Raw genomic sequence first — 21,893 nt, forward strand, 5'->3', positions numbered from 1 at the left:
TAATGGCGGCCTCAGGCCGGGGCGTCCCATAGGTCGAGGGCGTGCGCTGCGGTCAAGCCCGCGATCCGCTGCACCGCCTCGCCCACCGGCATCGCGTCCAATTTGCGGCCGTCACGGAGCCGCAGGGCCACCGCGCCCGCGCCCGCCTCCCGCGCGCCGATCACCGCCGAGTACGGCACCAGTCGCGCGTCCCGGATCCGGGCCCCCAGGCCGCCCGCCTCAGGCCCCGCCAAGCGGGCGCGGAGGCCCGCGTCCACGCAGCGGGCCACGAAGGTCGCGGCCTCCGGGATCTCCGCCTCGGAGATCGGCAGGGCCACCACCTGGACCGGGGCCATCCAGGCCGGGAACGCCCCGCCATGCACCTCGATGAGGTGCGCGACCGCGCGTTCGAGGCTGCCGATGATGCTGCGGTGGACCATGACCGGCCGGTGCCTCCCGCCGTCCGCCCCGGTGTACTCAAGCCCGAAGCGTTCCGGCTGGTGAAAATCGATCTGGACGGTGGACAAGGTGGACTCCCGCCCCGCCGGATCGGCGATCTGCACGTCGATCTTCGGCCCGTAGAAGGCCGCCTCCCCCTCCACCGCCACATGATCCACCCCCGAAAGCACCTCACCCAGCAGCCCCCTGGCCCGCTCCCAGATCTCCGGATTCGCCACGTACTTCCCGCCCGCACCCGGCAGCGAAAGCTGGTACCGCACCGGCCGGATGCCCAGGTCACGATGCGCGCGGCCGATCAGTTCCAAGGCGGCGCGGGCCTCGTCCACGGCCTGGTCCAGGGTGCAGAAGATGTGCGCGTCGTTGAGCTGGATGGCCCGTACGCGGGTCAGCCCGCCCAGCACCCCCGACAGCTCCGACCGGTACATTCCGCCCAGTTCGGCGATCCGCAGCGGCAGTTCGCGGTAACTGCGCCCACGCGACCGGAAGATCAGCGCGTGGTGCGGGCACAGGCTCGGCCGCAGCACGACCTCCTCCGCCCCCACCTTCATCGGCGGGAACATGTCGTCGCTGTAGTGATCCCAATGGCCGGATATCTGGTACAGCTCCTTCTTGCCCAGCACAGGCGAGGAAACGTGCTGGTACCCGGCACGCCGCTCCGCCTCCCGCACGTAGTCCTCCAGCGCCTGCCGCACGGCGGCACCGGCGGGCAGCCAGTACGGCAGGCCCGCGCCGATCAGCGGGTCGGTGTCGAAGAGTTCCAGCTCGCGGCCCAGTTTGCGGTGGTCGTTCATCATGCTCGCTCTCGATCGAAGTGAGAAGTGAGAAGTGAGAGGCGAGTCACCGCAAAGCCGAAGCCCCGGGGCACTCGCCCCGGGGCTTCGGTGTGAAGATCAGCTCAGCGCGCCGGGACGGACTCCGGCGTCGTCGTCGACAAGAACGCGATCATCATCGCGGCACGCTGCATACGACCGAGGCTAGCAGCAACCCCCACGCGCTACAGCCCGGTTTCCGCGTTCATCAGCGCCTCGGCGACCGCCGTGCGCGTGTAAAGGACCCGCCGCCCGGCCCGGTGCGCGCTCGCGAGCCCCGCCCGGCGCAGTGCCGTGAGGTGCTGGTTCGCGCCCGCCTCCGACAGCCCCGTACGCCCCGCCAGTTCCTTGGTGGACACCGGCTGGTCCAGCGCGGCGAGCAGCCGGGCGCGGGTCCGGCCGAGTACGGCGGCCAGCGCCTCGGGCGCGTCCGGCTCGGCCGCCCGCCGTTCCCACAGCGTGCCGATCCCGCGCGGGGTGTAGCGGAGAGTGGGCTGCCACGGCGGGGTACTGACCGAGAAGACGTCAGGCCAGGCGAACGCGGACGGCACCAGCAGCAGCCCGCGTCCGCGCAGCGGCCGGGTCCCGGTCGCCCACCGGTGCCTGATCCGCAGCGTGTCGCCCGCCCAGTACACCTGGGCGGCCAGGTCGGCGAACACCCGCGCCACCCCGCCTTCGGCCAGCAGCCGCGACCGATACAGCACGTCGGACTCCAGCAGCGCGGCGATCCGCGTCCAGTAGGGAGCCAGCGCCGCCTCCCAGTAGCCGGCGATCTCGGCGGCCAGCCGTTCCAGGCCGTCCTCCGGATCGTCCAGCAGCGGCCGGAGGGCGGCCGGTACGTCCCCGGGCAGCTCACCGCGCACCTGGCTGCCCATGCCGCGCATGGCGGCCAGTTCGGTGCCGAGGTCGGGCGCGCTCGTGGACGGCGGCGGGCACACGAACCCCACGATGGTCCTGGTCGGTACCGGTACCAGCGCGTGCAGCATCGGCCACCGCACCCGCGCCAGACGCGGACGCACCCGCTCCACCCACGGCCGGTGCACGGCGTGCGCGGCCGGGTTCTTGACCACCCGGACGCTGGCCACCACCTCCCACAGCGGCGAGATCGCGAACCGGGTGTTCGCCACATCGGCCACGCCGAAGGCCAGTTCGACATCACCCACGCCGTGCCCCCGTGACGCCGCCACTCATGGATTCGCTCCTGACTTAATCATTGGCCGTCCCCGACCCGACCTCAGCATCGTTGCGCCATGACGGCAACCCTCCCGGCCCGCCCTTCGGGCCACCTCCTGCGCGAGCGCGGTTTCCGCGGGCTGTATCTGTCCGCCGCGGTCAGCCAGTTCGGCAGCCAGCTCACGCTGGTCGGGCTGCCGCTGCTCGCGGTGAGCGCCCTCGGCGCGGGCGCGGGCGAGGTGGGCCTGCTCAGCGCGCTGGCCACCCTCACGGCGCTGGTCGTCGGCCTGCCCGCGGGGGCGTGGGTCGATCGGGCGGGCAGGCGGGGCGTGATGATCGCGGCCGATCTGGGGCGCGCGGCCGTACTGGGGTCGGTGCCGCTCGCCTGGTGGGCGGGTGGGCTGAGCATGGCCCAGCTCTACGCGGTCGCGGTGCTGACCGGTGTGGGCCGGCTGTTCTTCGAGGTCGCGGCGCAGAGCGTGCTGCCGGACGTGGTCGGCCGCGATCGGCTCACCGCGGCCAACTCGATGCTGGTCGGCACCTCGGCCGCCATGGACGTCTCGGGCAACGGCCTGGCGGGCGTGGTGGTCCAGGTCGCGGGTGCGCCGGTGGCCATCGTGATCGACACGCTGACCTACCTGTGGTCGGCCTGGTGGCTGCGCGCGGTACCGTCCCCGGCCCCATCGCGGGGGCGGACCGGGATGGGCCGGCAGATCGCGGACGGGGTCCGGTTCGTGCGGGGCAGCCGGGTCCTCGTGGTGATCATGATCCAGGGGGCCATGGTCAACCTGGGCATTCCGCTGGTCACCGCGCTGCTGCCGGTGCTCATGGTCGGCGAAATGCACCTGCCCGCGTGGACGCTGGGGGCGTACTTGTCGGCGTCCGGCCTCGGCGTACTGGCGGGTTCGGCGTCGGCGCACCTGCTCTCCCGGTGGCTGGGGCAGGGACGGGCGACCTGGCTCGTCGGCGTGTGGACGGCCCCGGCGGCGCTGGCCCTGCCGTTCATCGCGCCTGGTCCGGGACTGTGGGTGTCGGCCGCCGCGTACTTCGCGGTGACCTTCCGGATCGGCGTCAACAACGTGACGCTGACCAGCTTCCGCCAGCAGGTCACGCCGGACGCCCTGCTCGGCCGGGTGAACGCCACCATGCGCATGGTCCTGACCGGCGCGGTCGGGCTCGGCGGGCTGCTCGCGGCGCTGGTCGGCGAGCTGTACGGCGTGCGGGCCGCGCTGTGGTGCGGGGCCGTCGTACTGGCGCTGAGCTGGGTGCCGATCGCGTTCTCCAGCACCCTCCGCCGCTGATGGCCCACCACCCGCCGCCACGGCTTTGACCCGCGTATTCGCAAACTTGGCACGGGGCGGGCGGAAGCGGGAGGCGTTCCTTCAGGTCAGTCCGCTATAGGGCATATGTGGTGATAAAGGCATATTTAGGGAGAGATGCGGCTTTTTCTGGGGCACACCGTACTCGCTGGACTCGCCGGAACCAGGATCCGGCGTACATCGGCTCGAAGGAGAACACCAGCCCCAAAGGAGAAACGACCGTGAAGAGCAGCACCGTACGTTTCGCGTCGGGCCTGGCCGTACTGGGCCTGGCCGCCGCACTCGCTCCGCCCGCCCAGGCGTCCGCGCAGATGTCCGCGCAGGTGGTGAGCCCGCCGTACCTGATCACGCCCGCTCCGCCCGAACCGACCCCACCGGACGAGGGCACGCCGCCCGACGAGGTCTCCCCGACGGACGGCGAGACCATGCCCCCTGAGGACACGGCGTCCCCGGAGGAGACGCTGTCGCCCGAGGAGACCGCCACGCCGGGAGAGACGGCCTCTCCGACCACCTCACCGACCAACGGCGAGGGCGCGCAGCCGTTCGGCCCGGCGTGTGCGCAGTTCCCGGCGTCCGGCAAGGGCAGCCTGGCCAGCCTGGCGCAGCAGCCCGCCGCCTCGGCCGTGGCCGAGCAGCCGCAGCTCGGCACGCTGAGCAAGGCGATCGACGCGGCCGGGCTGAAGGAGAAGCTGAACTCCGCCGAGAACGTCACGCTCTTCGCGCCCACCGACGAGGCGTTCCAGCAGATTCCCAGGGAGGACCTGGACCGCCTGCTGAGCGACAAGGAGGCGCTCGGCAAGCTCCTGAGCGGCCACGTCGTGGAGGAGAAGGTCAGCAAGGAGGACCTCTCGGACGGCAGGTTCACCACGGCGGCGGGCACCGAGCTGACCGTCAGCGGCTCGGGTGACGAGTTCACCGTGAACGACGAGGCCAAGATCACCTGTGGTGGCATCCCGGTGAAGAACGGCACGCTGTTCCTCATCGACAAGGTCCTCATGCCGGAGTGAGCCCCCCTGCCGGGTGAGCCCCGCTCGACGCACCCCCGGTCAGGTGGGCCGGGGGTGCCCTGGGGGTCGGCTAGGGGACAGGTCCGGGGGTCGTGCCAGGGGGAATCCCGATGTGCGACAGACCCCTACAAGGGCAGTCTTGACCACATGAACGACTACACAGGAGTCAAGAAGCTACAGCGCACCCGCGACGGGCGAATCGTGGCAGGCGTGGCGTCCGGCATCGGCCGCTACATCGGCGTGGACCCCAACATCATCCGCATCGGGCTCGGCATCGCGACCTTCTTCGGCGGCCTGGGCGTCGCGATCTACGCGGCCGGCTGGCTGCTGCTCCCGGACGAGGGCAAGGACACCTCCATCGTTCAGGACCTCGTGGAGAAGCAGAAGGCCGGTACCGCGCCCTGGCAGCAGCACGGCCCCAAGAGCGGCCACCAGGCCGGCGGCTGGGCGCAGGAGACCAGCGGCGGCTCGCCGTACGAGTACCCGGGTCCGACCGGTCCCACCGCCTCCGGCACCTACACCGACCCGCTGAAGGACGCCCCGGTGGACCGTCCGGAGACGCCGCCGCAGTCCGGCGAGCAGCGCCCCCAGGGGTGACCGCGCGGACGTGATCACGTGGTCGAACCGGAACGCACCCTAGGCACGGCCTCCGCGCGGGGCTCGGCCCAGAGCACGGTCAGCACCGCCGCCGTCGCCAGCCCGGCCACCCCGGCCAGGGCCACGACCAGCTCGGGACCGAGCTGCTGCGCGGCGAACCCGCCGACCAGGATGCCGAGCCCCTGCACGGCCAGCAGCCCCGACTGCACGAGGCCGAACGCCTGGCCCCGCCGTTCGGCGGGCACAGACTGGACGAACGCGGCGTTGGCGGCGAGTTGGTACGCGCCGCCGACGCCGGACAGCACCCATAAACCCAGCACGACCCACAACGACGGGCGCAACGCGCAGACGATCAGCGGCGCGCAGGTCAGCATCGCCAGCCAGCCCATCACCCGCAGCCGCGTCGCCGGTTGCACGAACCGCCCGAACCAGAACGCCCCCAGCACCGTGCCGGCCGGCATCGCGGCCATCAGCAGCCCGGTGACCATGGGCAGCTTGGCGGGATCGGCGGCCAGGGTCGCCGCGTAGGGGACGGCGATCCCCTCCGGCAGGATGTAGAACCCGCACAGCCAGGCGAACAGCACCAGCGTGCGCAGCCGCCGCTCACCGAACACCAGCCGCGCCCCGGCCACGGCCGTGGCCAGCATCGACTCCCCGCCCGACGCGTCGCGCGCCGCGCCCGGACGCCGCCGTACGCCGGAGATCAGGAACAACGCGGACGCCAGGAACGTCGCCGCGTCGAGCGCCAGCGCCCGATAGGGCCCGATGCCCGCGATCACCGCCCCGCCCGCCGCGAAGCCGAGCATCTGGACGGCCTGGTTCGTCATGTTCTGGAGCGCGGAGCCCGCGACGTAGCGGTCGTCCTCCAGGACCTCGGGCAGCAGCGCGGCCCGCGCCGCCGAGAAGGGCGCGCCGAGGAGTACGACACAGAAGACCAGCCCGCACAGCGCCCAGAACGGCATGCCCGGAACGGCCATCAGCGCCACCAGGACCGCGCGCATCACGTCGCACCAGATCATCACCGCGCGCCGGGCGTAGCGGTCGGCGAGCCCGGCCAGCAGCGGACCGCCCAGGATCGGCGGCAGGTAGGTCAGCGCGTAGACGGCGGCGGTGGCGAGCGCGGACTGCGTGCGGTTGTAGACCAGCACGGCCAGGGCGACCTGCGCGAACTGGTCGCCGAGCAGGGACAGGCCCTGCGCGTACCACAGCGCGCGGAACTCCGGTATGGCGATCACCTCGCCATAGGTCACCCGGCGCCCGGCCTCGCTCTCCGCCTCATCGGACCCCTTTGGAGGGGCGGCACCATCGGGCTCGCCGGGACCGCCCGGCTCGCCGGAACCGCTGGATCTGCTAAATCCGCGGCGATGCCGCCCAGACAGCCGCTGGGGCTTCGTAGCCGCCATGGGACTCCGCTAGCTCGCGAGGGGGCAGGGGCAGGTACTGACAAGAGCAGGTGACAGGAGCAGGTGAACTGACAGAGGGTGTTCGCTGTGTAACCTACGGTGCCTGCTGCCGGGCCGCGACGCAAGCGGATAATCGCTTGATCGCCCGCCCGGTGTTTGGGTGTGTCCTGAAATATCGGGGTATGTGAGACGTGTTGTGCCGACTACCAGCCGAGCTCGTGGAGACGGTGGTCGTCGATGCCGAAATGGTGGGCGATCTCATGAACCACTGTGATCTGTACCTCCTCGACGACATCATCTTCAGTCTCGCAAATCTCACAGATGGGATTGCGGTAGATCTCGATCCGGTCGGGCAAAACACCCGCGTACCAGTCGCCGCGCTCGGTGAGGGGGATGCCGGTGTAGAGGCCAAGCAGCCCGGGCTCAGGGGGATCGTCCACGACCACGACCACGACGTTGTCCATCAGCCGCGTCAGCTCGGCGGGGATCGTGTCCAGCGCTTCGGACACGAGCTCCTCGAACCTCTCCCGCGACACCTCCATCACACCGGCCATTCTGCCCGCCGAAAGCGCGAAACGTTCACGATATGCCGTCGCACAGGTAGGAAGGCATGCCCTTCAAGGAACTCCTCACCCGAATCTCGGACATCCGGCGCCGCATCGCGGAAGCCGCCCGACGTACCGGCCGGGCGACCCGGCGGGCAGCGGGGCAGGTGGCAGGGCGCCCCGGCGTGCGACGCGCCGGGAGATGGGCGGCGATCGTCCTGGTCGCGGGCTTCGGCGCGTGGCTCGGCATCGCCGTCAGCGGCGGCGTGCGTTCCTCGCTCGGCCCCGTCGAGGTCGGGCTGTCCCTGCGGCCCGCCTTGGAGGGGCAGACCGTCGTGGACGTCCATCCCCTCGGCACGCTGCTGTTCGACAGCCACGACGCGCCGCTGCGCCTCCGGGTGACCCTGGAGAACATCAACCAGGACCTGGCCCGCGCCATGATCGCCGATCCGCGGCTGGCCGACCGCCTGCCCGACCTGATCGAGGACGACCTCCGTACGGGCGTCACGGCCCTTCTGGTGCGTTCTCTGCTCTTCGCCCTCGGTGGGGCCTTGCTGGCGGGCATCGTCGTCTTCAGGCGCGTACGGGCGGCTCTGGCCACCCTCCTGGTCGCCACGGCCTGCGTCGCGGGCACCGGCGGGGCCGTCGCCGCCACCTTCCGCCCCCAGGCGCTCGTCGAGCCGCAGTACACGGGCCTGCTCACCGGCGCCCCCTCCCTGGTCGGCAGCGCCGAGTCGATCGTGACGCGGTTCGAGTCGTACCGGGCGCAGCTCACCAAGCTGGTCAGCAACGTCTCGCAACTGTACGACACGGTCTCGGCACTGCCCGTCTACGACTCCGACCCCAACTCCATCCGCGTCCTGCACGTCTCCGACATCCACATCAACCCGATCGCCTGGAACCTGATCAAGACCGTGACCTCACAGTTCAAGATCGACCTGATCGTGGACACCGGCGACCTCACCGACCACGGCACCAAGCCCGAGGACGCGTTCGTCAAGGAGATCGGGCGCCTGGACGTACCGTACGTGTGGGTCCGCGGCAACCACGACTCCAAGGGCACCCAGCGAGCCGTGGCCAGGCAGAAAAACGCCGTCGTCCTCGACGACCGCTCCGCCACCGTCAAGGGCCTGCGCGTCTACGGCATCGGCGACCCCCGCTTCACCCCCGACCTGTCCGCCCACGCCAACAACGACCCCGCCTACCTGATCGACCACGGCCGCCGCCACGACGTCGGCGAGAAGCCGGTCGACCTCGTCGCCGTCCACGACCCGATCATCGCCGAGGGCTTCTCCGGCCGCACCCCGACCGTCCTGGCCGGCCACGCCCACGCCCGCTCCACCAAACTCCTGCCCACCGGCACCCGCCTCCTCGTCCAGGGCTCCACCGGCGGCGCGGGCCTCCGCGCCCTGGAACACGAGCAGCCGACCCCCGTGATGGCCTCCGTCCTGTACTTCGACAAGGACACCCGCCGCCTGGAGGCCTGGGACGACATCACCATGGGCGGCCTCGGCCAGCAGTCGGTCCAGATCCAGCGTCACATCGAGGAGCAGCCTGGTCGTACAATTCTTCCTGAGCCGGCAAGCGCCCCGACACCATCGGGTTCGCTCAAGGCTCCCGCGACACCAGAGCACCGGGGATGAGCCGCACTTTGGCATCGGGGGCATTCGTCCCCTATGCTGCTACAGGTCCCCGACGGAAGGCGTCACGGGCTAGGCCCCCATCGTCTAGCGGCCTAGGACACCGCCCTTTCAAGGCGGCGGCACGGGTTCGAATCCCGTTGGGGGCACCGGCAAGCGAACGCAGACCATGGTCTTCGAGCCCCGAAGAACTGGTAAGCTAAGCGAGTCGAACAGCAAGGTCCTGTAGAGCAGCTAGGAGTGCTCGCCACCCTGTCAAGGTGGAGGTCGCGGGTTCAAATCCCGTCAGGACCGCTCAAGGTCAGGTAGCTCAGTTGGTACGAGCGTCCGCCTGAAAAGCGGAAGGTCGGCGGTTCGACCCCGCCCCTGACCACAGTCTGGCCAGCGAAAATCCCGAACCTAGATCATGGTTCGGGCTTTTTACATCAACGGCTACATCAACCGCTGAGCGGTCTCTTTTCCGAGCCGCTTGATCGCCTGCATCTTCCCTTCCAGGGGCGCGTGCGCGTACACGTCCATTGCGACCTCTACGGCGCTGTGGCCGACGATCTCGCGAACCACGTGCGGAGGCACGCCCAGGTCAAGGCGGTAGCGCTCCACGCCGCCGCACGGCCGGGCGTGCGGCGTGGGCGCCGGTCCCGGCCGGCGGCGGGAACGCGGGCCGCTCGCCGTACGCAGCGCCCGCTGTACCCAGCCAACCCGCCACGCTGGGGCGCACCGCCGTCCAGGGGAGGGCTCCTACTACCTGATCACCGCTGGTGAATGACGCGCTCTCCCTCTCCGACGGGCTCCTCAAAGCCGGTCAGGTAGCGGTTGAGGAGTTCTTCGGACACAGTGACACGGTTCGCGCCGTCCTTCGTATTGCGCACAGCAAGCCTCTGCCGAAGCGTGGCAGGGTCTGCCTTCAGGTAGACGAGCTCCCACCGATAGCCATGGCTCTCGATCAACGCTTTGTAGCGTTCACGCGTCGCACGCTGCCAGAAGCTATAGTCCAAGACCACCGGACGACCTGTTGCCATCAGTCGTATGAGCTCATCCCACAGAGTCTGCTCGGCAGCTGCCTTGTAGCGCTCGTAATCCTCTGATTCGAACTCTGCGGCATCACGGCCAAACTGTTCCCAGACCACTTCATCGATCGACAGCCGCGTATAGCCCTCTCGCACCAGCGCTTGTGCGTAAGTGGTCTTACCTGCCCCCGCGATGCCGCACATCATCACCACGACGGACTGACCCAGCCCCGCTGGCGAACCAGCAGCGGCCCCTGCGGCCCTGAGCCTGTCAGTAACATCATCCACACACGCCAAGCTACCGCCGCACCCTACGTCCTGTGCCTTGCTCCGTTCCGAGCCCACAATTCAGGTACCGCCCTCACGATCGCCTGATGCCGGCTGATCCCTGTGCAGGGCACTCTGCGGTACATCAACCGCTACATCAACCCGGGCTCACACCAGCCCACGTACCCACATGTCAGCGATCACATGGAGCCGAGGTCAGGCCGTAACGCGGAGGCAAACGATCATGGTGCCTACTCCTGAAAAGTGGAAGGTCGGCGGTTCGGCCCCGCCCCTGACCGCCCCACACTTCACCAGCCTCAAAGTCGCCTGCATCAGATTTTCCGAGTCACGCTGTTCTCAGGGGCCGCACTCGGTTTCCTGCAAGTCTCGCACGAGCATCCAGTGATAGCCCGGTGGATCCGCTGGAGTGCGAACAGCGCGGAAAGTCTCTCCCTTGTTCACCACATCCTGATACCTATCGTCGTAGGTTATCGAGTCCTGCTTGTTCTTGTGCTTGAGGATCGCGCCCTCCGTATCGGCCGTTCGATAAACTGGTGCGCCCTTTCTTATTACCAGAGCACAGTGAAGTGCACCGGCGACCGAACGTGCTGAATTCGCCGGCGTCGTGGGCGGTGGGGTGTCCGGCAGGATCATCCGCACGACCTGCTGGACGATCGCAATGACCAAGGCCGTCCCGACGACCAGTGCGACAGCCCGAAGCCGAAAGGCCAGAGGGCGATCACGGAACCGGGGGCGGGCGGCTTTCGATCGAGGGCGCCGAGCCTGGGCCGCCCTGGCCTCCGCCACCAACGGGGCCCACTCCTCCTGCTCTCCTCCCAGGAATTCGATGATCTTCAGGGTGAGGTCATCGCCTGGAATCTTCTTTCCGCTGAGAAGATCATTGACTCCGGTTTTCGAACAGTTCGCACCTTTGGCAATGTCGCGAGCCGAGGGTGCTCCTGCGGCTTCGTGCAGCTCACGAATTTTCTGATAGAAGCTGCCAAGTACGTCCTCGTCGGACACGTCGCCCTCCGATGCATGTTATTCAGGGTTGTGTCGTCTAAATCACGCTTGTGGGCTGATGTCCGCAATGCCCCAAACAGTGTCCGCGCTGTCCATGTTGTCCGCACAGTTGTCCATGCGACTGTCCGCGAATGAGAGGTGGACAGCAGCCCCATTGTCCACGCCTAAAGCCACGCGGAAGACTTCTTCACGAAAGGTTCTCGACTACGCAGGAGGAGAAATGAACCGCAAAATCCGCCTTCGGCGGGCATGTACCGGCATCGCGGCAAGCGCGCTGCTCGTCACCGGATTCGCAGCTCTGCCGCTGACGGCGGCGCAGGCTTCCGCTCGCTGCGGGCTCAGCGGCTCCTACTCGTCAGGCCCCAAGGCGGGCGCCTACCTCTACTCGTACGTCATCCGCAACTGCCACGCGTTCGGGGTGCAACGCAAGATCGACGTGGCGCGCTACTGGGACGGTCCCTGCATCCGAGTCCCAGCGGGGGCCTCCCGGAGAGGGAGTCTCGTCCTTCCGATCGGAACCTCCATCAGGGGAATCAAGCCTTGCTGACCTGACCAGGCACACAAGGGCGTGCTCATCCCGGTCGGCATACGGAGGTGAGCATGCCCGCTCTCGATGATGAACCCCGACCAGACCAGGCTATGGAGTTTCCATGACCGCCAGAACGACCCTTGCAAAAGTCGCCGCCTTCGCCGTGACGGGCGGCATCATGTTCGCGCTGCCGGCCTCCGCTACCACCGCCGAACCGATTACGAAGGAGCCGCCGCCACAGTTGCAGCTTTGCACGGCCTTCCAGCAGCCGTGGTTGCCCAACGCTCACTCGCACAACGACTACAACCACCGGCGCCCACTCTGCGACGCGCTCTTCAATGGGCATACCAGCGTGGAGGCCGATATCTGGTACGTCCGGAACATCGCCGACCAGGAGAGCATCCAGGTAGGGCACTCGGCCCCCAGCGGTAGCACGCTGAATGAGCTGTACCTGAACAAGCTCCGCGCCGTCATCGAGCACAACCACGAGAAATACGGCAGCAGGACGGTCCTGCCGCGCTATCACGGCCGATTCCAGCTGCTCATCGACATCAAGTCGACCGGCCGGGAAGGGGCGCGTGCCTTCGAGATGCTCCATCAGATGCTCCGCGACAGATACCGGACCGTGGTCACCCGCTGGCACAACGGCAGAAAGATCCCTGGCCCGGTGGACGTCGTCGTGACCGGCAACAGGCCGGTGGATCCCGTCATCGACAACTGGAGGTTCGTCGGTATCGATGGCAGTGGTCAGGAGCTGAACGGCAGGCACCGACCCGGGCGGTGCAAGCGGGTGCCACTGGTGAGCAGCCCCTGGACCGATGCGTACAACGACCCGGCGGTGCTCAAGCGCATGGCACGAACGGCGAGCGCCCGAGGACAGTATTTCCGCGTCTACCACGCGAGCGAAGACTCCTGGCAGAAGCTGTACGCCGCCGGCGTCCACTACATCGACTCCAGCCTTCATCCTGCCGCGTTGCGCCATTTTCTCAAGGGCAAGCGGCCGGTAGTAGCGCCTAGGCCATGCATTCCCTGAATGTCAATGTTCTGCCACGATCCTGGAAGGACCCCATGGTTCCTCCTCCGCGAAAGATCAGCCGATCATATGGGCGTTACCGGACGCAGGCGGTGAAGGTCCCCGGCCTCGTTCTCACCTTCAGGCCTGGCGAGAAGGTCATGCTGGGTGACGACATCGTCGTCGAAGTGGCGCGGGTCGTAGGTGAGAAAGTTCGCCTGAGAATCCACGCGCCGAGATCCCTCCCCGTCTATCGAGAGAAGATCTGGCGGATCCGGCACGGCCAAGTGCCTTCGTAGCCGGTACGAGCCAGAGCATCATCACCATCCGGCGACTCGGCCGAGCAGTGTGTCCATCGCTGCTCGGCCGATTCCATGGATCTGTTTCCATCGGCCGGCCTTGCGCCCCCATGGCTGCTCCCGCTCCGGCACCGGCCACCAAGCTCCCCTTCTCGCCTCCTTCCGCCGCTGGGCACGTGCTCCGCTTACCTCCGCGTTCGCTGCCCACCGGGCCCTGCCCGCCTCCGGCGGAGGGGAGCTTCACGCCCCCATGGACCCCGCTGACACCTATGCGCGACTAATGCCCGATTTTCCAATGGGGGCCGGTGTCCTAGAAGGTGCTGAGGAGCCGACACAGCATGGGCGAAAGGAGCAAGGTGGAGCGGTTATCGCGGTTGCGGACATCGGTACTGGTGGGGTGGGGGGTGGCTGCGGGGGTCGCTGGGGTTCCGACGTGGGAGGGGTGGCGGCGGGCTCAAATAGAGGAGTATGTCCCTCCATTTGGGGAGGGGGACATCTATGGGATGGTCTGCTTCTACAACAGTGGGACGTCGCTGTCGCCGTTGGCTCCGTTGCGGCGTGATCTCGAAGTGGTCTTGGAGATCGCGGTGGGGTGGGCGGTTCCCGTGCTTGTGGTGCTGGTCGGTCTTGTTGCGGTTTTGGGGGGCCGGGATCTCGGGGTGACGGCGCGGCGGGTGGCGGGGCTGCTCGTGGTGGGGGCGTTGATCGGGCCGTTGGCCTCGTTGTACAGCGTTCGGGGGGTGTGTCGGGAGACGGTTCCGTTGTTCAGTGCTGACTGGTTCAGGGAGGTGGCCGGGGCCTGGGGGGTCGGGCAGGGGTGTCTGCTGGGCGCGGCGGCACTGGTGTTCGTGGTGGGGGAGCGGGGGGAGTCGCTCGGTGGGGTGGTTTGGCGGCGGGCGGCGGCGGGGCTGGTGGACTATCTGGTCATTGTCACGGTGCTGAGCGTTGGGGTGGGGGTGGCATGGCCGTTGATCGACCGGCGGTTCTCGGTGCGGATGGGGACGGGGCTTTTGGAGCGGGTCGAGGGGGATGTGTTCGGGGGCAGTGTGAAGCTTGGGGAGCTGGCTCTGCTGGGTGGGGTGTTCCTCTATTTCTGGGTGCAGCATGCGGTGTGGGGGCGGACGCTTGGGAAGCGGTTGCTGGGCGTACGGGTGGTCGCCGCGTCTGCGGGTGGGCGATTGGGGGCGGGGAGGGCTGCGATACGCGCGCTGGTCTTTCCTGTTCTGGCTCTGGTTCCCGAGGTTGGGCTGTGGTGTCTTGTCGTAGTCGGGCTTTGGATGCTGCTCGATCCTGAAGGGCGGGTGCTTCATGACCGGTGGCTGGGGGCCGCGGTGGTACGTGACCGGAGGTAGGGGGGTTCAGTCGCGGGCGAAGATGGTGCCCATGGAGACATCGCCGTCGAGGCTCAGTTTGAAGTCTCGAATCCGATGCGAGGTTCCGGACCTGACGTTGAGGCGGTAGTAGCCGAAAGATCCGTCGCCGGACTCTGGGGGCTCGGCCTTGACGACGTATTCTTCGTCGTTCAGCCAGCAGTCACCGATGGCGTCGCTCGGTTCCGACAGCAGGCGGAGCTTGAACTTCTTGATCGGCCTGCCTGTCATGGCGTCCCGGGTGATGACGTACTCGTCGGTGTCTTCGGTAGGAGTGCTGTGGATCTCTACCGTGGTCCGGCCGTTGGGGGAGAGAACGCTCGCGTATTCGGATCCCTTCCACTCGCTGACGACTTCGCCGTTCCGCTTCAGGATGGTGACCAGACCTTCGTCCTCGGTGTACGTGCCGTCCTCTTCGGAGCATTCTCGTGACACCGCGATCCAGGACGCCTTCCGGCTCATGCCGTAGGTCGAGCAGTATCCGTTGAGGGTGGTGGTCTTTCCTGTGGCGAACTCGGTGATCAGCAGTCGAGGCCGGGCGCCGTGGAAGGCCACTGCGAAGAATCCGCCATCCGGTGAGATCTCCAGGCCGCTGAGGTCGTCCAGCGATTGTGGGTCGAGTCGCGGCGAGATGGCTTTCGTCTGGGCCGTCGGCAGATCCCAGGCCACGAACTTCAGGTGCTTCTTGCTGAAGTAGGCGACTCGGTGGCCGTCGCGGGAGACCTGGAGTGGGACGGTGCGGTAGTGCGACTCGTTCACCCGCACCATGCTGGCCGCGTCGGAGAGTCCGATGTCACCTATGCACTCGTCTCCGCTCGATCGGTGCGCACCGCACGATACGCCGAACAGGATGCCGATGTCCTGTCTCCCTTGGCCCTCCTTGAAAAGGACGTGGAGTCGCCAGTCGGTGCAGGTCACGAAGGGGGGTGGCGTCGGATCTTCGTCTGCTGCCGTCATGCGTGCGTCCGCGCATTCCTTCTCCTCCGGGGCGAAGGCATATTGCACGGGCGGGTCGAACGGCATCGGGTTCCACTCCGAGATGGGCCGTGGCTCTCTCCGCTGACCCGCATGAACGCACCCTGCGCTGACCGTCAAGGCGAGCAGGAGGACGCCGAGCCGCCTTACTAATCGGCGCCTCGGGGCCGAAGCTTCCATGTTGAGCGAAGATTTCATGCTGCAATGCCTCCCCCGTGTACGGGTCAGAAGCCGGGGCGATCGTCGCCGAAAGAGGTGTGTTCGGTGGTGATTCCGATGGTGTAGAGCAGGGAGCGGAGGGCGTCGTCGGCGAAAATTCGGTCGGTGGTGATGACATCGCGGAATCGGTCGGGTGAGACGGGTTGGCCGGTGGCGGATTGGGTCCAGGTGGCCAGGTGGTGGTGCAGGTCGGTGTTGTCGGCGTTGGGGGTTTCGGAGTCTGGGAAATCGTTTTCCTTGGCGCACTTCTCATTGAGGTAGAGTTCCCAGTGGGTTTTGCCGTCGATGGTTCCGGTGACGTACGCCACATCGCTGTCCAGGACCATGGCGAATAGCGCGTGGCCGTCGGTCTGGGCCGTGATGGCGTCGAAGTCGGCGATCGCGGAAATCTCCGTTCCCGCTATGGACCAGCCCGGGGCGACGAAGTCGCTCCAGGGTTCTGGGTCCCAGGTGGGGCCGGGTGGGAGGATTTTCGTGGCGTCGTTCGGGGATTGGCAGGCGAGGTAGGCGCCCCATGTTCCCATATCGACTCCTCATGTCGAAGGCAGGCTGAGAGTAGCAGAATAGGGGCCGTATTTTATGTATTTCTGGGGCCGGTAGGCGCTTTCCGATTTGATGCCTGGATGTGGGCCTTTACGGAGGGTTCGTGGTGGGCCACAATCGCTGCGGGGGGACACAGAACCAACGCGATTCGAAGGGCGCATCATGCAACTCCGCAGGCAAGCCCTGGGGGCGGTCCTCCTGACCCTCGGACTCTTCACTCTGGCGTTACTTCTCGCCGTCATGGCGATCGGCTCGGTCGGAGGTGCGGCGGCGCGGGCCGCCGTGCCCGTTCAGGAGGCCGTGCAGGCGGCGGCCTCGTCGGAGAGCGGTGGGGTTCCGGGGGTGCCGGCGCGGCCCTCTGGCGTTCGGCCGTGTCCGGTGCCGTTGGCTCCGGTCGGGAACGGTGCCGGGAACGCCACCGACACCGGGTACGCGTCGATCTGCTGGAACGCGTCGTCGGATGACACCGGGGTCGTCGGGTACGACATCTACCGGCTGGACGTCGGCGGGTTCGTCCATGCCGCCACCACCACCAGCACGGTCGGTGGGTTCTCCGGGGAGCTGGGGCGGCTGTACACGATGTACGTCGTGGCCAAGGATGCGGCGGGCAATGTCAGTCCGCCGTCCAGTCTGATCACGGTGGCCGCGGTGCTCGGGATGAGCCCGACCTCCACGCCGACGCCGCCGCCCGGGGACCGGATCCCGCCGTCGCAGCCGACCGGGCTGCGGGACGGGTGCCTGATGGACTTCGAGGGGGTCGCGTTCTGCTGGCAGCGGTCCACTGACAACGTGGCGGTGACGGCGTACGACGTCTACCGGGAGACCGCGACCGGGTTCATGAAGGTCGGCACGGTGGAAGGCGCGGACTACACGAGCTTCTTGGAGCACGACGGCCTGGTCATCGGGCAGCGCTACACCTACATCGTGGTGGCCAGGGACGCGGCCGGCAACGTCAGCGTGCCGTCCGAGCCGCTGTCCGCGCTCGCCAGGGAGGGGCTGCCCTCGCCGTCGCCGTCGCCGACCATTGATCCGACGTGTGTGGTGTCGTACCGGGCGGCCACCTGGGGGTCGAAGCTGAACGCGGAGGTCACGGTGCGCAACGCGGGCGCGACGGCGATCGATGGCTGGAAGGTGACCGTGCGCTATCCGGCGTGGTCGTCCGTGCGGCTCGTGTCGGGGTGGTCCGCGGACTGGACCCAGGGAGGTACGGAGATCTCCGGCGTGAACAAGCGGTGGAACGAGGTCCTGCACGCCGGGTCGGCGACGCAGATCGGGTTCACCGCGTCGTACAGCGGGTCCGTACCGGCCCCGATCACCTTCCTCCTCAACGGCCGGATCTGCGCGACTTCATAGCCGGTCGATCCCCTCTCCCCGCGGCGGTGCCGCCGTCGCGGGGGGCGGCGGCCCGTGTTCCGCTCATCGTGATCTCACTGGCGGGGGTTGTGACGGTCCAGGTCGTGCTGATCTGTGTGTGGCGGCTGGTCGCCATGGTGCGGTGCGGGGCCGTGTTCTCGCATGCCGCCTTCCGGTACGTCCATGTCGTGATCGGCGTGATCGTGGCCGCCGCCGCCCTGGTGTTCGCGCCGGCCGTCATTGCCGGCGCCGGGTGAGCCCGTGCCGCCGGGCGTGGTGCTGCTCGGGGTCGCGCTCATCGTGCTCGTGCTGCGGATGCTGCTCGCGCAGGCCGTCGCGCGTGATGTCGAGGCGGCGCGGATGCGGGCGGAGCCGGCGGAGGTGATCTGATGCCGATCGCCGTGGACATCGACGTGATGTCGGCCAAGCGGAAGATGTCCGTGGGGGAGCCGGCCGCGCCCTCGGCGGTGCTGAAGAACGGCCGGGCCAAGGCGGTGCGGTTGGCGACGCCGGCCGCGCTCTGTGAGGTACTGGAATGCCGGCCGGGAGACCTGTTGCGCTGGGAGCCGGAGCCCGGCGAAAACCCCGAGTCCGCGAATGTTCAGAACTCTCCGGCCATGCGAATTAGTTCAGCGTAAAGCGCCTCTGGGCGATTCACCGGCCCTTCACCTGCCGCCTCCCGGTCGATGAATTTCGGGCCCGGCGACCGCCCGGCGACCGCCCTGCACCAACGGCCTCGGTCCCGCCGACCAGGGCCTCCCCATACGGACGTCGCTGGAGCGGACACCGTCGCCGCCTCCGAAGGCATGACCGAAACCTGGGCCTCAGCCGCCTCTCCAGCCCCTTCGGTCACTCGTCCCGCCAAAAACGATCTACCGTTCGGCGCGCTCAGACGGCCGCTCGGCGCGCCGCGCTGCCGTTCATCGCTGTGTTAACAATCACCTTCTTGGCGGTGTGAGGGCGCTCGCTTACGTTGCGGGCACCGTTGTTCAGCGGATCTCGCCGTCTGAGGGGGTGCTGTCCCCTGTGCGATTTCCGCTGGCCCGGCCAGCCGTTTAGGAGGGACAGGCATGGGTCGAATAAGCCGGGGGCGCTTCACCGCGGCATCCGTCGTGAGCATGGCGGCGTTGCTCGCCGTCGCCAGCGCGACGCCCGCGAGTGGGGCGAACCCGACGAATCCAACGAACCCATCGAACTCGGCCGACCGATCACACCACGACAGAACGATCAAAGTAACGGTGACCGAGGGCACCAGCATGGCGGTCACCGCCACTCCCGGCGGAGGGACCATCGTCATGGACCTCCAGGGCCGGCTCCACACCCTGGCGGGTTCGGGCGGTACCGCCCGTCCCTTCGGGGATCCCCTGTTCGATCCCTTCTGGCCGCGTTTGTCACCGGACGGGCGCGATGTCGCCGTCCAGTCGTTCGCGGATGGCATGTTCCACATCTGGACGGTCTCGCTGCGGACCGGGGACACCAGGCAGTTGACCCGCGGCGAGTACGACGACCTCCAGCCCGCATGGTCCCCGGACGGAAGCAAGATCGCGTTCTCGTCCACCCGGGAGGGTGGCAGCGACATCTGGACCGTGGACGTCCGGACCGGGCGGCTCGACCGGGTCACCAAGGCCAGTGCGCAGGAGAGCCAGCCGACGTGGTCGCCGGACGGCAAGAGCATCGCCTACGTTCGCGGCAACGTCATCGAGAGCATCGAGTTGGCCACCGGCACGGTCAAGACGCTGGTCGCGGACCGGGCCGGCACCGTGGCGGCCCCCTCGTGGTCGCCGGACGGCGGCAAGATCGCCTTCCTGCGCAGTGAGACCGGGGCGCGCCGGCTGAAGGTCGCCTCGACGCCCGACCAGGAGCAGGCGGTCGGCGACCTGACCGACGTCTATCCCTTCCCGCCTGCCTGGCTGTCCGCCGAGGAGATCCTTTACGCGGGCAATGGCAAGATCGTGGTGTCCAAGACGGCCGACGGGCAGACCCGCCAGGTGCCGTTCTCCGCGACCTTCGTACTGAATCGTCCGGTTTATGAGCGCAAGGAGTACGACTTCGATTCCAGCCGCCGCCGTCCGGTGCGCGGCATCGTCGGGCCCGCGTTGTCGCCCGACGGACGCACGGTCCTGTACAAGGCGCTCAACGACCTGTGGTTGCAGCCGGTGGACGGCCGAGGCCACGGCCACGGCAAAGCGCGGAAGCTGACCGACGACCACTTCTACGAGATCGACGCCGTGTGGTCGCGGGACGGCAAGAGGATCGCGTACGCGTCCGACAAGGCCGGCACCATGGACGTCTGGGTGCGCGAGGGCGCCAGTGGCAAGGAGCGCAGGGTCACCTCGCTGGCCGGCGCCGAGATCGCCCCCGCGTGGTCGCCGGACGGCCGCCGCCTGGCCTTCCAGGACCAGGGCGGCAAGACGTTCGTGGTGAACGCGGACGGCGGCGACCCCGCCGAAGTGCTCGGCACCCGCAGCGCCCCCGGACGCCCGAGCTGGTCGGCCGACGGCCGCACGCTCGCGCTCTCGGTCTCCGCCGACTCGCGCAACCAGATCGAGCTGGTCAACGTCGAGGCCAAGACCAGCAAGGTCGTCGAGCCCGCGCCGTGGCGTTCGATCTCGGTGCGCGGCGACGACGGACCGGCCTGGTCGCCGGACGGCCGGTGGTTCGCGTTCATCATGGAGAGCACCCTGTGGGTGCTGCCGGTCAACCCCGACGGCACGCCCGCGGGCAAGGCGCGGCAGCTCACCCACCAGCCGAGCGACGCGCCCTCGTGGAGCGGCGACTCCAGGACCCTGCTCTACCTGGAGAACGGCGAGATGCGCACGATCGCAAGGGACGGCGGGCGGTCGCGTCCGATCGAGACCGGCGTCGGCTACTCGCCCGAGCAGCCCAAGGGCCGGGTCGTCATCCACGCGGGCAAGATGTGGGACGGCAAGAGCGAGCGCCTGCGCGAGAACGTGGACATCACCGTGGTGGGCAACCGGATCAAGGACGTCAGCCCGCACCGGCCCGGCCCGCACCCGCGCGGCTGGAAGGTGATCGACGCCTCGGACCGGACGGTCATGCCCGGCCTGATCGACATCCACTACCACCAGCAGCTCCAGTCCAAGTTCTACGGCGACCGGCAGGGCAGGCTGCTGCTGTCGTACGGGATCACCACCACCCGGTCCACGGGTGACCAGGCGTACCGGGCGATCGAGGATCGCGAGTCGGCGCAGGCGGGGGCGCGGATCGGCCCGCGGCACTTCCTCACCGGCGAGATGCTCGAAGGCTCCCGGCTCTCCTGGGACTTCGCCCGTCCCGTGATGAACGAACGGCAGCTCGACCTGGAGTTCTCCCGGGCCAAGGCGCTGGACTTCGACCTGATGAAGACCTACATGCGCTTCCCGCACCGGATGCAGGCCGAGGTCGCCGCCCGCGGGCACCGGCTCGGCATCCCGACGACCTCGCACTACCTGAACCCGGGCATCGGGTTCGGGGTGGACCAGCAGGAGCACCTGTCCGGGCCGACCCGGTGGGGCTTCGGGTTCTCCCGCAACGCCTCGCAGGGCGTCATGTACGACGACGTGGTCAAGCTGCTCGGCCAGGGCGGCTTCCCGCTCACCACGACGATGTTCGCCTCCAGCGCGCTGCTGGCGGACGACCCGGCCCTCGTCGAGGACCCGCGGGTCAAGTCCCTCTACACCGGCTGGGAGCAGGACATCCTGGTCGGCGAGCTGAAGTGCGCCCAGGGCACCGGCCCGTGCGGGTTCCTCGCCGGAAACGCGGCGGCGGCCCAGCGGGCGGTGGAACAGCTCAAGAAGGTGCTGGCGGCGGGCGGTACGGTACTGGCCGGTACCGACGGACCGCTGGACAACCCGGCGGTCAGCCTGCACCTGAACCTGCGGTCCATGGTCAAGTACGGCATCTCGCCGGTGAAGACGCTGCAGAGCGCGACCCTGCTGAACGCCCGCGCGCTCGGCATCGAGCACGACCTCGGCAGCGTCGAGCGGGGCAAGCTGGCGGACCTGATGTTCGTCGAGGGCGACCCCCTCGCGAACATCGGCACGCTCGCCAACGTGCGCGGCGTGATGACCAACGGCACCCTGCACAACGTGTCCGACCTGATCGAACCGTTCTCCGGTGAGCAGCAGGCCACGGACTCGCCGACCGGGCTCGCCGCGCCCGAACCCTCCGAGGAGAACCACACCCACTGAGAACGCCTCTTCCGGGGCGGAGGTCGGCGCGGCCACCGCCCCGGGAGACCTCAGCCTGGGTATAGGTACTACATCGTCTGTTTAGGACGGTGTGATCTATACCTTTTTGAGCGCACATTACGTAGACTGCGATCACCCGGTGGCCGCCACCCATGGCCCCGGTTCTCGTGCGGCG

The 21,893-nt window shown here is 68.3% G+C and carries 21 protein-coding genes, 3 tRNA genes and 1 pseudogene; 16 read left to right on the top strand and 9 right to left on the bottom strand.

The genetic code is table 11. From position 1 onward, the window contains the following. Positions 1–11: 11 nt before the first annotated feature. Together thrS and DP939_RS01070 are read right to left on the bottom strand one after the other, a co-directional pair. Positions 12–1,250: pseudogene (gene thrS / locus DP939_RS01065) on the bottom strand (threonine--tRNA ligase); the annotation flags it as partial. A gap of 182 nt (positions 1,251–1,432) precedes the next feature. Continuing rightward, positions 1,433–2,410, bottom strand: a complete 978-nt coding sequence (locus DP939_RS01070) for an ArsR/SmtB family transcription factor (RefSeq protein WP_199564891.1) — start codon at positions 2,408–2,410, stop codon at positions 1,433–1,435. An 87-nt stretch (positions 2,411–2,497) separates the two neighbouring features. Here DP939_RS01070 and DP939_RS01075 point away from each other — a divergent pair, with 87 nt between their 5' ends. The 3 genes from DP939_RS01075 to DP939_RS01085 all read left to right on the top strand — a co-directional run bounded on the left by DP939_RS01075 (position 2,498) and on the right by DP939_RS01085 (position 5,343). Then, the gene (locus tag DP939_RS01075; protein ID WP_113977762.1) at positions 2,498–3,721 is read left to right on the top strand and encodes an MFS transporter; all 1,224 of its coding nucleotides are present in this window, start codon (positions 2,498–2,500) and stop codon (positions 3,719–3,721) included. Positions 3,722–3,960: 239 nt separating this feature from the next. Next, the gene (locus tag DP939_RS01080) at positions 3,961–4,746 is read left to right on the top strand and encodes a fasciclin domain-containing protein (RefSeq protein WP_113977765.1); all 786 of its coding nucleotides are present in this window, start codon (positions 3,961–3,963) and stop codon (positions 4,744–4,746) included. A 147-nt stretch (positions 4,747–4,893) separates the two neighbouring features. Further along, on the top strand, positions 4,894–5,343 hold the full coding sequence (locus DP939_RS01085; RefSeq protein WP_113977767.1) for a PspC domain-containing protein: 450 nt from the start codon (positions 4,894–4,896) through the stop codon (positions 5,341–5,343). A 14-nt stretch (positions 5,344–5,357) separates the two neighbouring features. On the opposite strand, the gene DP939_RS01090 is transcribed toward DP939_RS01085, so the two are convergent. Both DP939_RS01090 and DP939_RS01095 read right to left on the bottom strand, forming a co-directional pair. Beyond that, entirely contained in the window at positions 5,358–6,746 is a 1,389-nt protein-coding gene (locus tag DP939_RS01090) for an MFS transporter (RefSeq protein ID WP_113977769.1), read from the bottom strand. A gap of 203 nt (positions 6,747–6,949) precedes the next feature. Further along, on the bottom strand, positions 6,950–7,300 hold the full coding sequence (locus DP939_RS01095; RefSeq protein ID WP_199564892.1) for a metallopeptidase family protein: 351 nt from the start codon (positions 7,298–7,300) through the stop codon (positions 6,950–6,952). Between the two features lie 176 nt (positions 7,301–7,476). On the opposite strand from DP939_RS01095, the gene DP939_RS01100 reads away from it, so the two are divergent. The 4 genes from DP939_RS01100 to DP939_RS01115 all read left to right on the top strand — a co-directional run bounded on the left by DP939_RS01100 (position 7,477) and on the right by DP939_RS01115 (position 9,304). Continuing rightward, positions 7,477–8,934, top strand: coding sequence for a metallophosphoesterase family protein (locus DP939_RS01100; protein ID WP_225877986.1), 1,458 nt, complete (start codon positions 7,477–7,479; stop codon positions 8,932–8,934). Positions 8,935–9,007: 73 nt separating this feature from the next. After that, positions 9,008–9,080 (top strand) — tRNA-Glu (locus DP939_RS01105). A 70-nt stretch (positions 9,081–9,150) separates the two neighbouring features. Beyond that, a tRNA-Asp gene (locus DP939_RS01110) sits at positions 9,151–9,225 on the top strand. Between the two features lie 5 nt (positions 9,226–9,230). After that, positions 9,231–9,304 (top strand) — tRNA-Phe (locus tag DP939_RS01115). A 59-nt stretch (positions 9,305–9,363) separates the two neighbouring features. Here the strand turns inward: DP939_RS01115 and DP939_RS45925 are convergent. The 3 genes from DP939_RS45925 to DP939_RS45280 all read right to left on the bottom strand — a co-directional run bounded on the left by DP939_RS45925 (position 9,364) and on the right by DP939_RS45280 (position 11,228). Continuing rightward, complete coding sequence (locus DP939_RS45925; protein ID WP_158578419.1) at positions 9,364–9,531, bottom strand: site-specific integrase; 168 nt, start codon at positions 9,529–9,531, stop codon at positions 9,364–9,366. A gap of 149 nt (positions 9,532–9,680) precedes the next feature. Beyond that, positions 9,681–10,226, bottom strand: coding sequence for an AAA family ATPase (locus DP939_RS01120; protein ID WP_199564893.1), 546 nt, complete (start codon positions 10,224–10,226; stop codon positions 9,681–9,683). A gap of 336 nt (positions 10,227–10,562) precedes the next feature. Then, positions 10,563–11,228 carry a helix-turn-helix domain-containing protein gene (locus tag DP939_RS45280; protein WP_147267807.1) on the bottom strand — a complete coding sequence of 222 codons (666 nt, stop codon included), beginning with the start codon at positions 11,226–11,228 and terminating at the stop codon, positions 10,563–10,565. Between the two features lie 220 nt (positions 11,229–11,448). Here DP939_RS45280 and DP939_RS45285 point away from each other — a divergent pair, with 220 nt between their 5' ends. From DP939_RS45285 to DP939_RS01135, 4 genes are all read left to right on the top strand, one after another. After that, complete coding sequence (locus DP939_RS45285) at positions 11,449–11,775, top strand: hypothetical protein (protein ID WP_147267808.1); 327 nt, start codon at positions 11,449–11,451, stop codon at positions 11,773–11,775. Positions 11,776–11,878: 103 nt separating this feature from the next. Then, positions 11,879–12,790: a PI-PLC domain-containing protein gene (locus tag DP939_RS01125; RefSeq protein ID WP_113977773.1), complete on the top strand. Its 912-nt coding sequence runs from the start codon at positions 11,879–11,881 to the stop codon at positions 12,788–12,790. Between the two features lie 35 nt (positions 12,791–12,825). Beyond that, a complete protein-coding gene (locus DP939_RS01130) occupies positions 12,826–13,068 on the top strand; it encodes a carbon storage regulator (protein WP_113977775.1) in 243 nt (80 codons plus the stop codon). A gap of 338 nt (positions 13,069–13,406) precedes the next feature. Further along, a complete protein-coding gene (locus DP939_RS01135; RefSeq protein ID WP_113977778.1) occupies positions 13,407–14,420 on the top strand; it encodes an RDD family protein in 1,014 nt (337 codons plus the stop codon). Positions 14,421–14,426: 6 nt separating this feature from the next. On the opposite strand, the gene DP939_RS01140 is transcribed toward DP939_RS01135, so the two are convergent. Further along, positions 14,427–15,461 carry a hypothetical protein gene (locus DP939_RS01140; protein WP_147267809.1) on the bottom strand — a complete coding sequence of 345 codons (1,035 nt, stop codon included), beginning with the start codon at positions 15,459–15,461 and terminating at the stop codon, positions 14,427–14,429. 176 nt (positions 15,462–15,637) lie between these two features. Next, entirely contained in the window at positions 15,638–16,156 is a 519-nt protein-coding gene (locus DP939_RS45290) for a hypothetical protein (protein WP_147267810.1), read from the bottom strand. A 181-nt stretch (positions 16,157–16,337) separates the two neighbouring features. Here DP939_RS45290 and DP939_RS01155 point away from each other — a divergent pair, with 181 nt between their 5' ends. The 5 genes from DP939_RS01155 to DP939_RS01170 all read left to right on the top strand — a co-directional run bounded on the left by DP939_RS01155 (position 16,338) and on the right by DP939_RS01170 (position 21,718). Further along, a complete protein-coding gene (locus DP939_RS01155) occupies positions 16,338–17,528 on the top strand; it encodes a cellulose binding domain-containing protein (RefSeq protein WP_113977789.1) in 1,191 nt (396 codons plus the stop codon). 26 nt (positions 17,529–17,554) lie between these two features. Then, positions 17,555–17,785: a DUF2975 domain-containing protein gene (locus DP939_RS46690; RefSeq protein ID WP_199564894.1), complete on the top strand. Its 231-nt coding sequence runs from the start codon at positions 17,555–17,557 to the stop codon at positions 17,783–17,785. Positions 17,786–17,789: 4 nt separating this feature from the next. Further along, entirely contained in the window at positions 17,790–17,918 is a 129-nt protein-coding gene (locus DP939_RS48585; RefSeq protein WP_263972284.1) for a hypothetical protein, read from the top strand. Next, on the top strand, positions 17,918–18,166 hold the full coding sequence (locus tag DP939_RS01165; RefSeq protein WP_113977791.1) for a helix-turn-helix domain-containing protein: 249 nt from the start codon (positions 17,918–17,920) through the stop codon (positions 18,164–18,166). The genes DP939_RS48585 and DP939_RS01165 overlap by 1 nt, the downstream gene beginning before the upstream one ends. Before the next feature lie 600 nt (positions 18,167–18,766). Next, entirely contained in the window at positions 18,767–21,718 is a 2,952-nt protein-coding gene (locus tag DP939_RS01170; protein WP_199564895.1) for an amidohydrolase family protein, read from the top strand. Positions 21,719–21,893: the final 175 nt, after the last annotated feature.

The sequence above is a fragment of the Spongiactinospora rosea genome, from assembly GCF_003315795.1.
GTDB lineage: Bacteria > Actinomycetota > Actinomycetes > Streptosporangiales > Streptosporangiaceae > Spongiactinospora > Spongiactinospora rosea.

Coding starts and splice junctions, on each gene's coding strand:
- DP939_RS01075 (WP_113977762.1), top strand. CDS start 2,498: ATGACGGCAACCCTCCCGGCCCGCCCTTCGGGCCACCTCCTGCGCGAG.
- DP939_RS01085 (WP_113977767.1), top strand. CDS start 4,894: ATGAACGACTACACAGGAGTCAAGAAGCTACAGCGCACCCGCGACGGG.
- DP939_RS01090 (WP_113977769.1), bottom strand. CDS start 6,746: ATGGCGGCTACGAAGCCCCAGCGGCTGTCTGGGCGGCATCGCCGCGGA.
- DP939_RS01095 (WP_199564892.1), bottom strand. CDS start 7,300: ATGGCCGGTGTGATGGAGGTGTCGCGGGAGAGGTTCGAGGAGCTCGTG.
- DP939_RS45285 (WP_147267808.1), top strand. CDS start 11,449: ATGAACCGCAAAATCCGCCTTCGGCGGGCATGTACCGGCATCGCGGCA.
- DP939_RS01125 (WP_113977773.1), top strand. CDS start 11,879: ATGACCGCCAGAACGACCCTTGCAAAAGTCGCCGCCTTCGCCGTGACG.
- DP939_RS01130 (WP_113977775.1), top strand. CDS start 12,826: ATGGTTCCTCCTCCGCGAAAGATCAGCCGATCATATGGGCGTTACCGG.
- DP939_RS01135 (WP_113977778.1), top strand. CDS start 13,407: ATGGGCGAAAGGAGCAAGGTGGAGCGGTTATCGCGGTTGCGGACATCG.
- DP939_RS01140 (WP_147267809.1), bottom strand. CDS start 15,461: ATGCCGTTCGACCCGCCCGTGCAATATGCCTTCGCCCCGGAGGAGAAG.
- DP939_RS45290 (WP_147267810.1), bottom strand. CDS start 16,156: ATGGGAACATGGGGCGCCTACCTCGCCTGCCAATCCCCGAACGACGCC.
- DP939_RS01155 (WP_113977789.1), top strand. CDS start 16,338: ATGCAACTCCGCAGGCAAGCCCTGGGGGCGGTCCTCCTGACCCTCGGA.
- DP939_RS01165 (WP_113977791.1), top strand. CDS start 17,918: ATGCCGATCGCCGTGGACATCGACGTGATGTCGGCCAAGCGGAAGATG.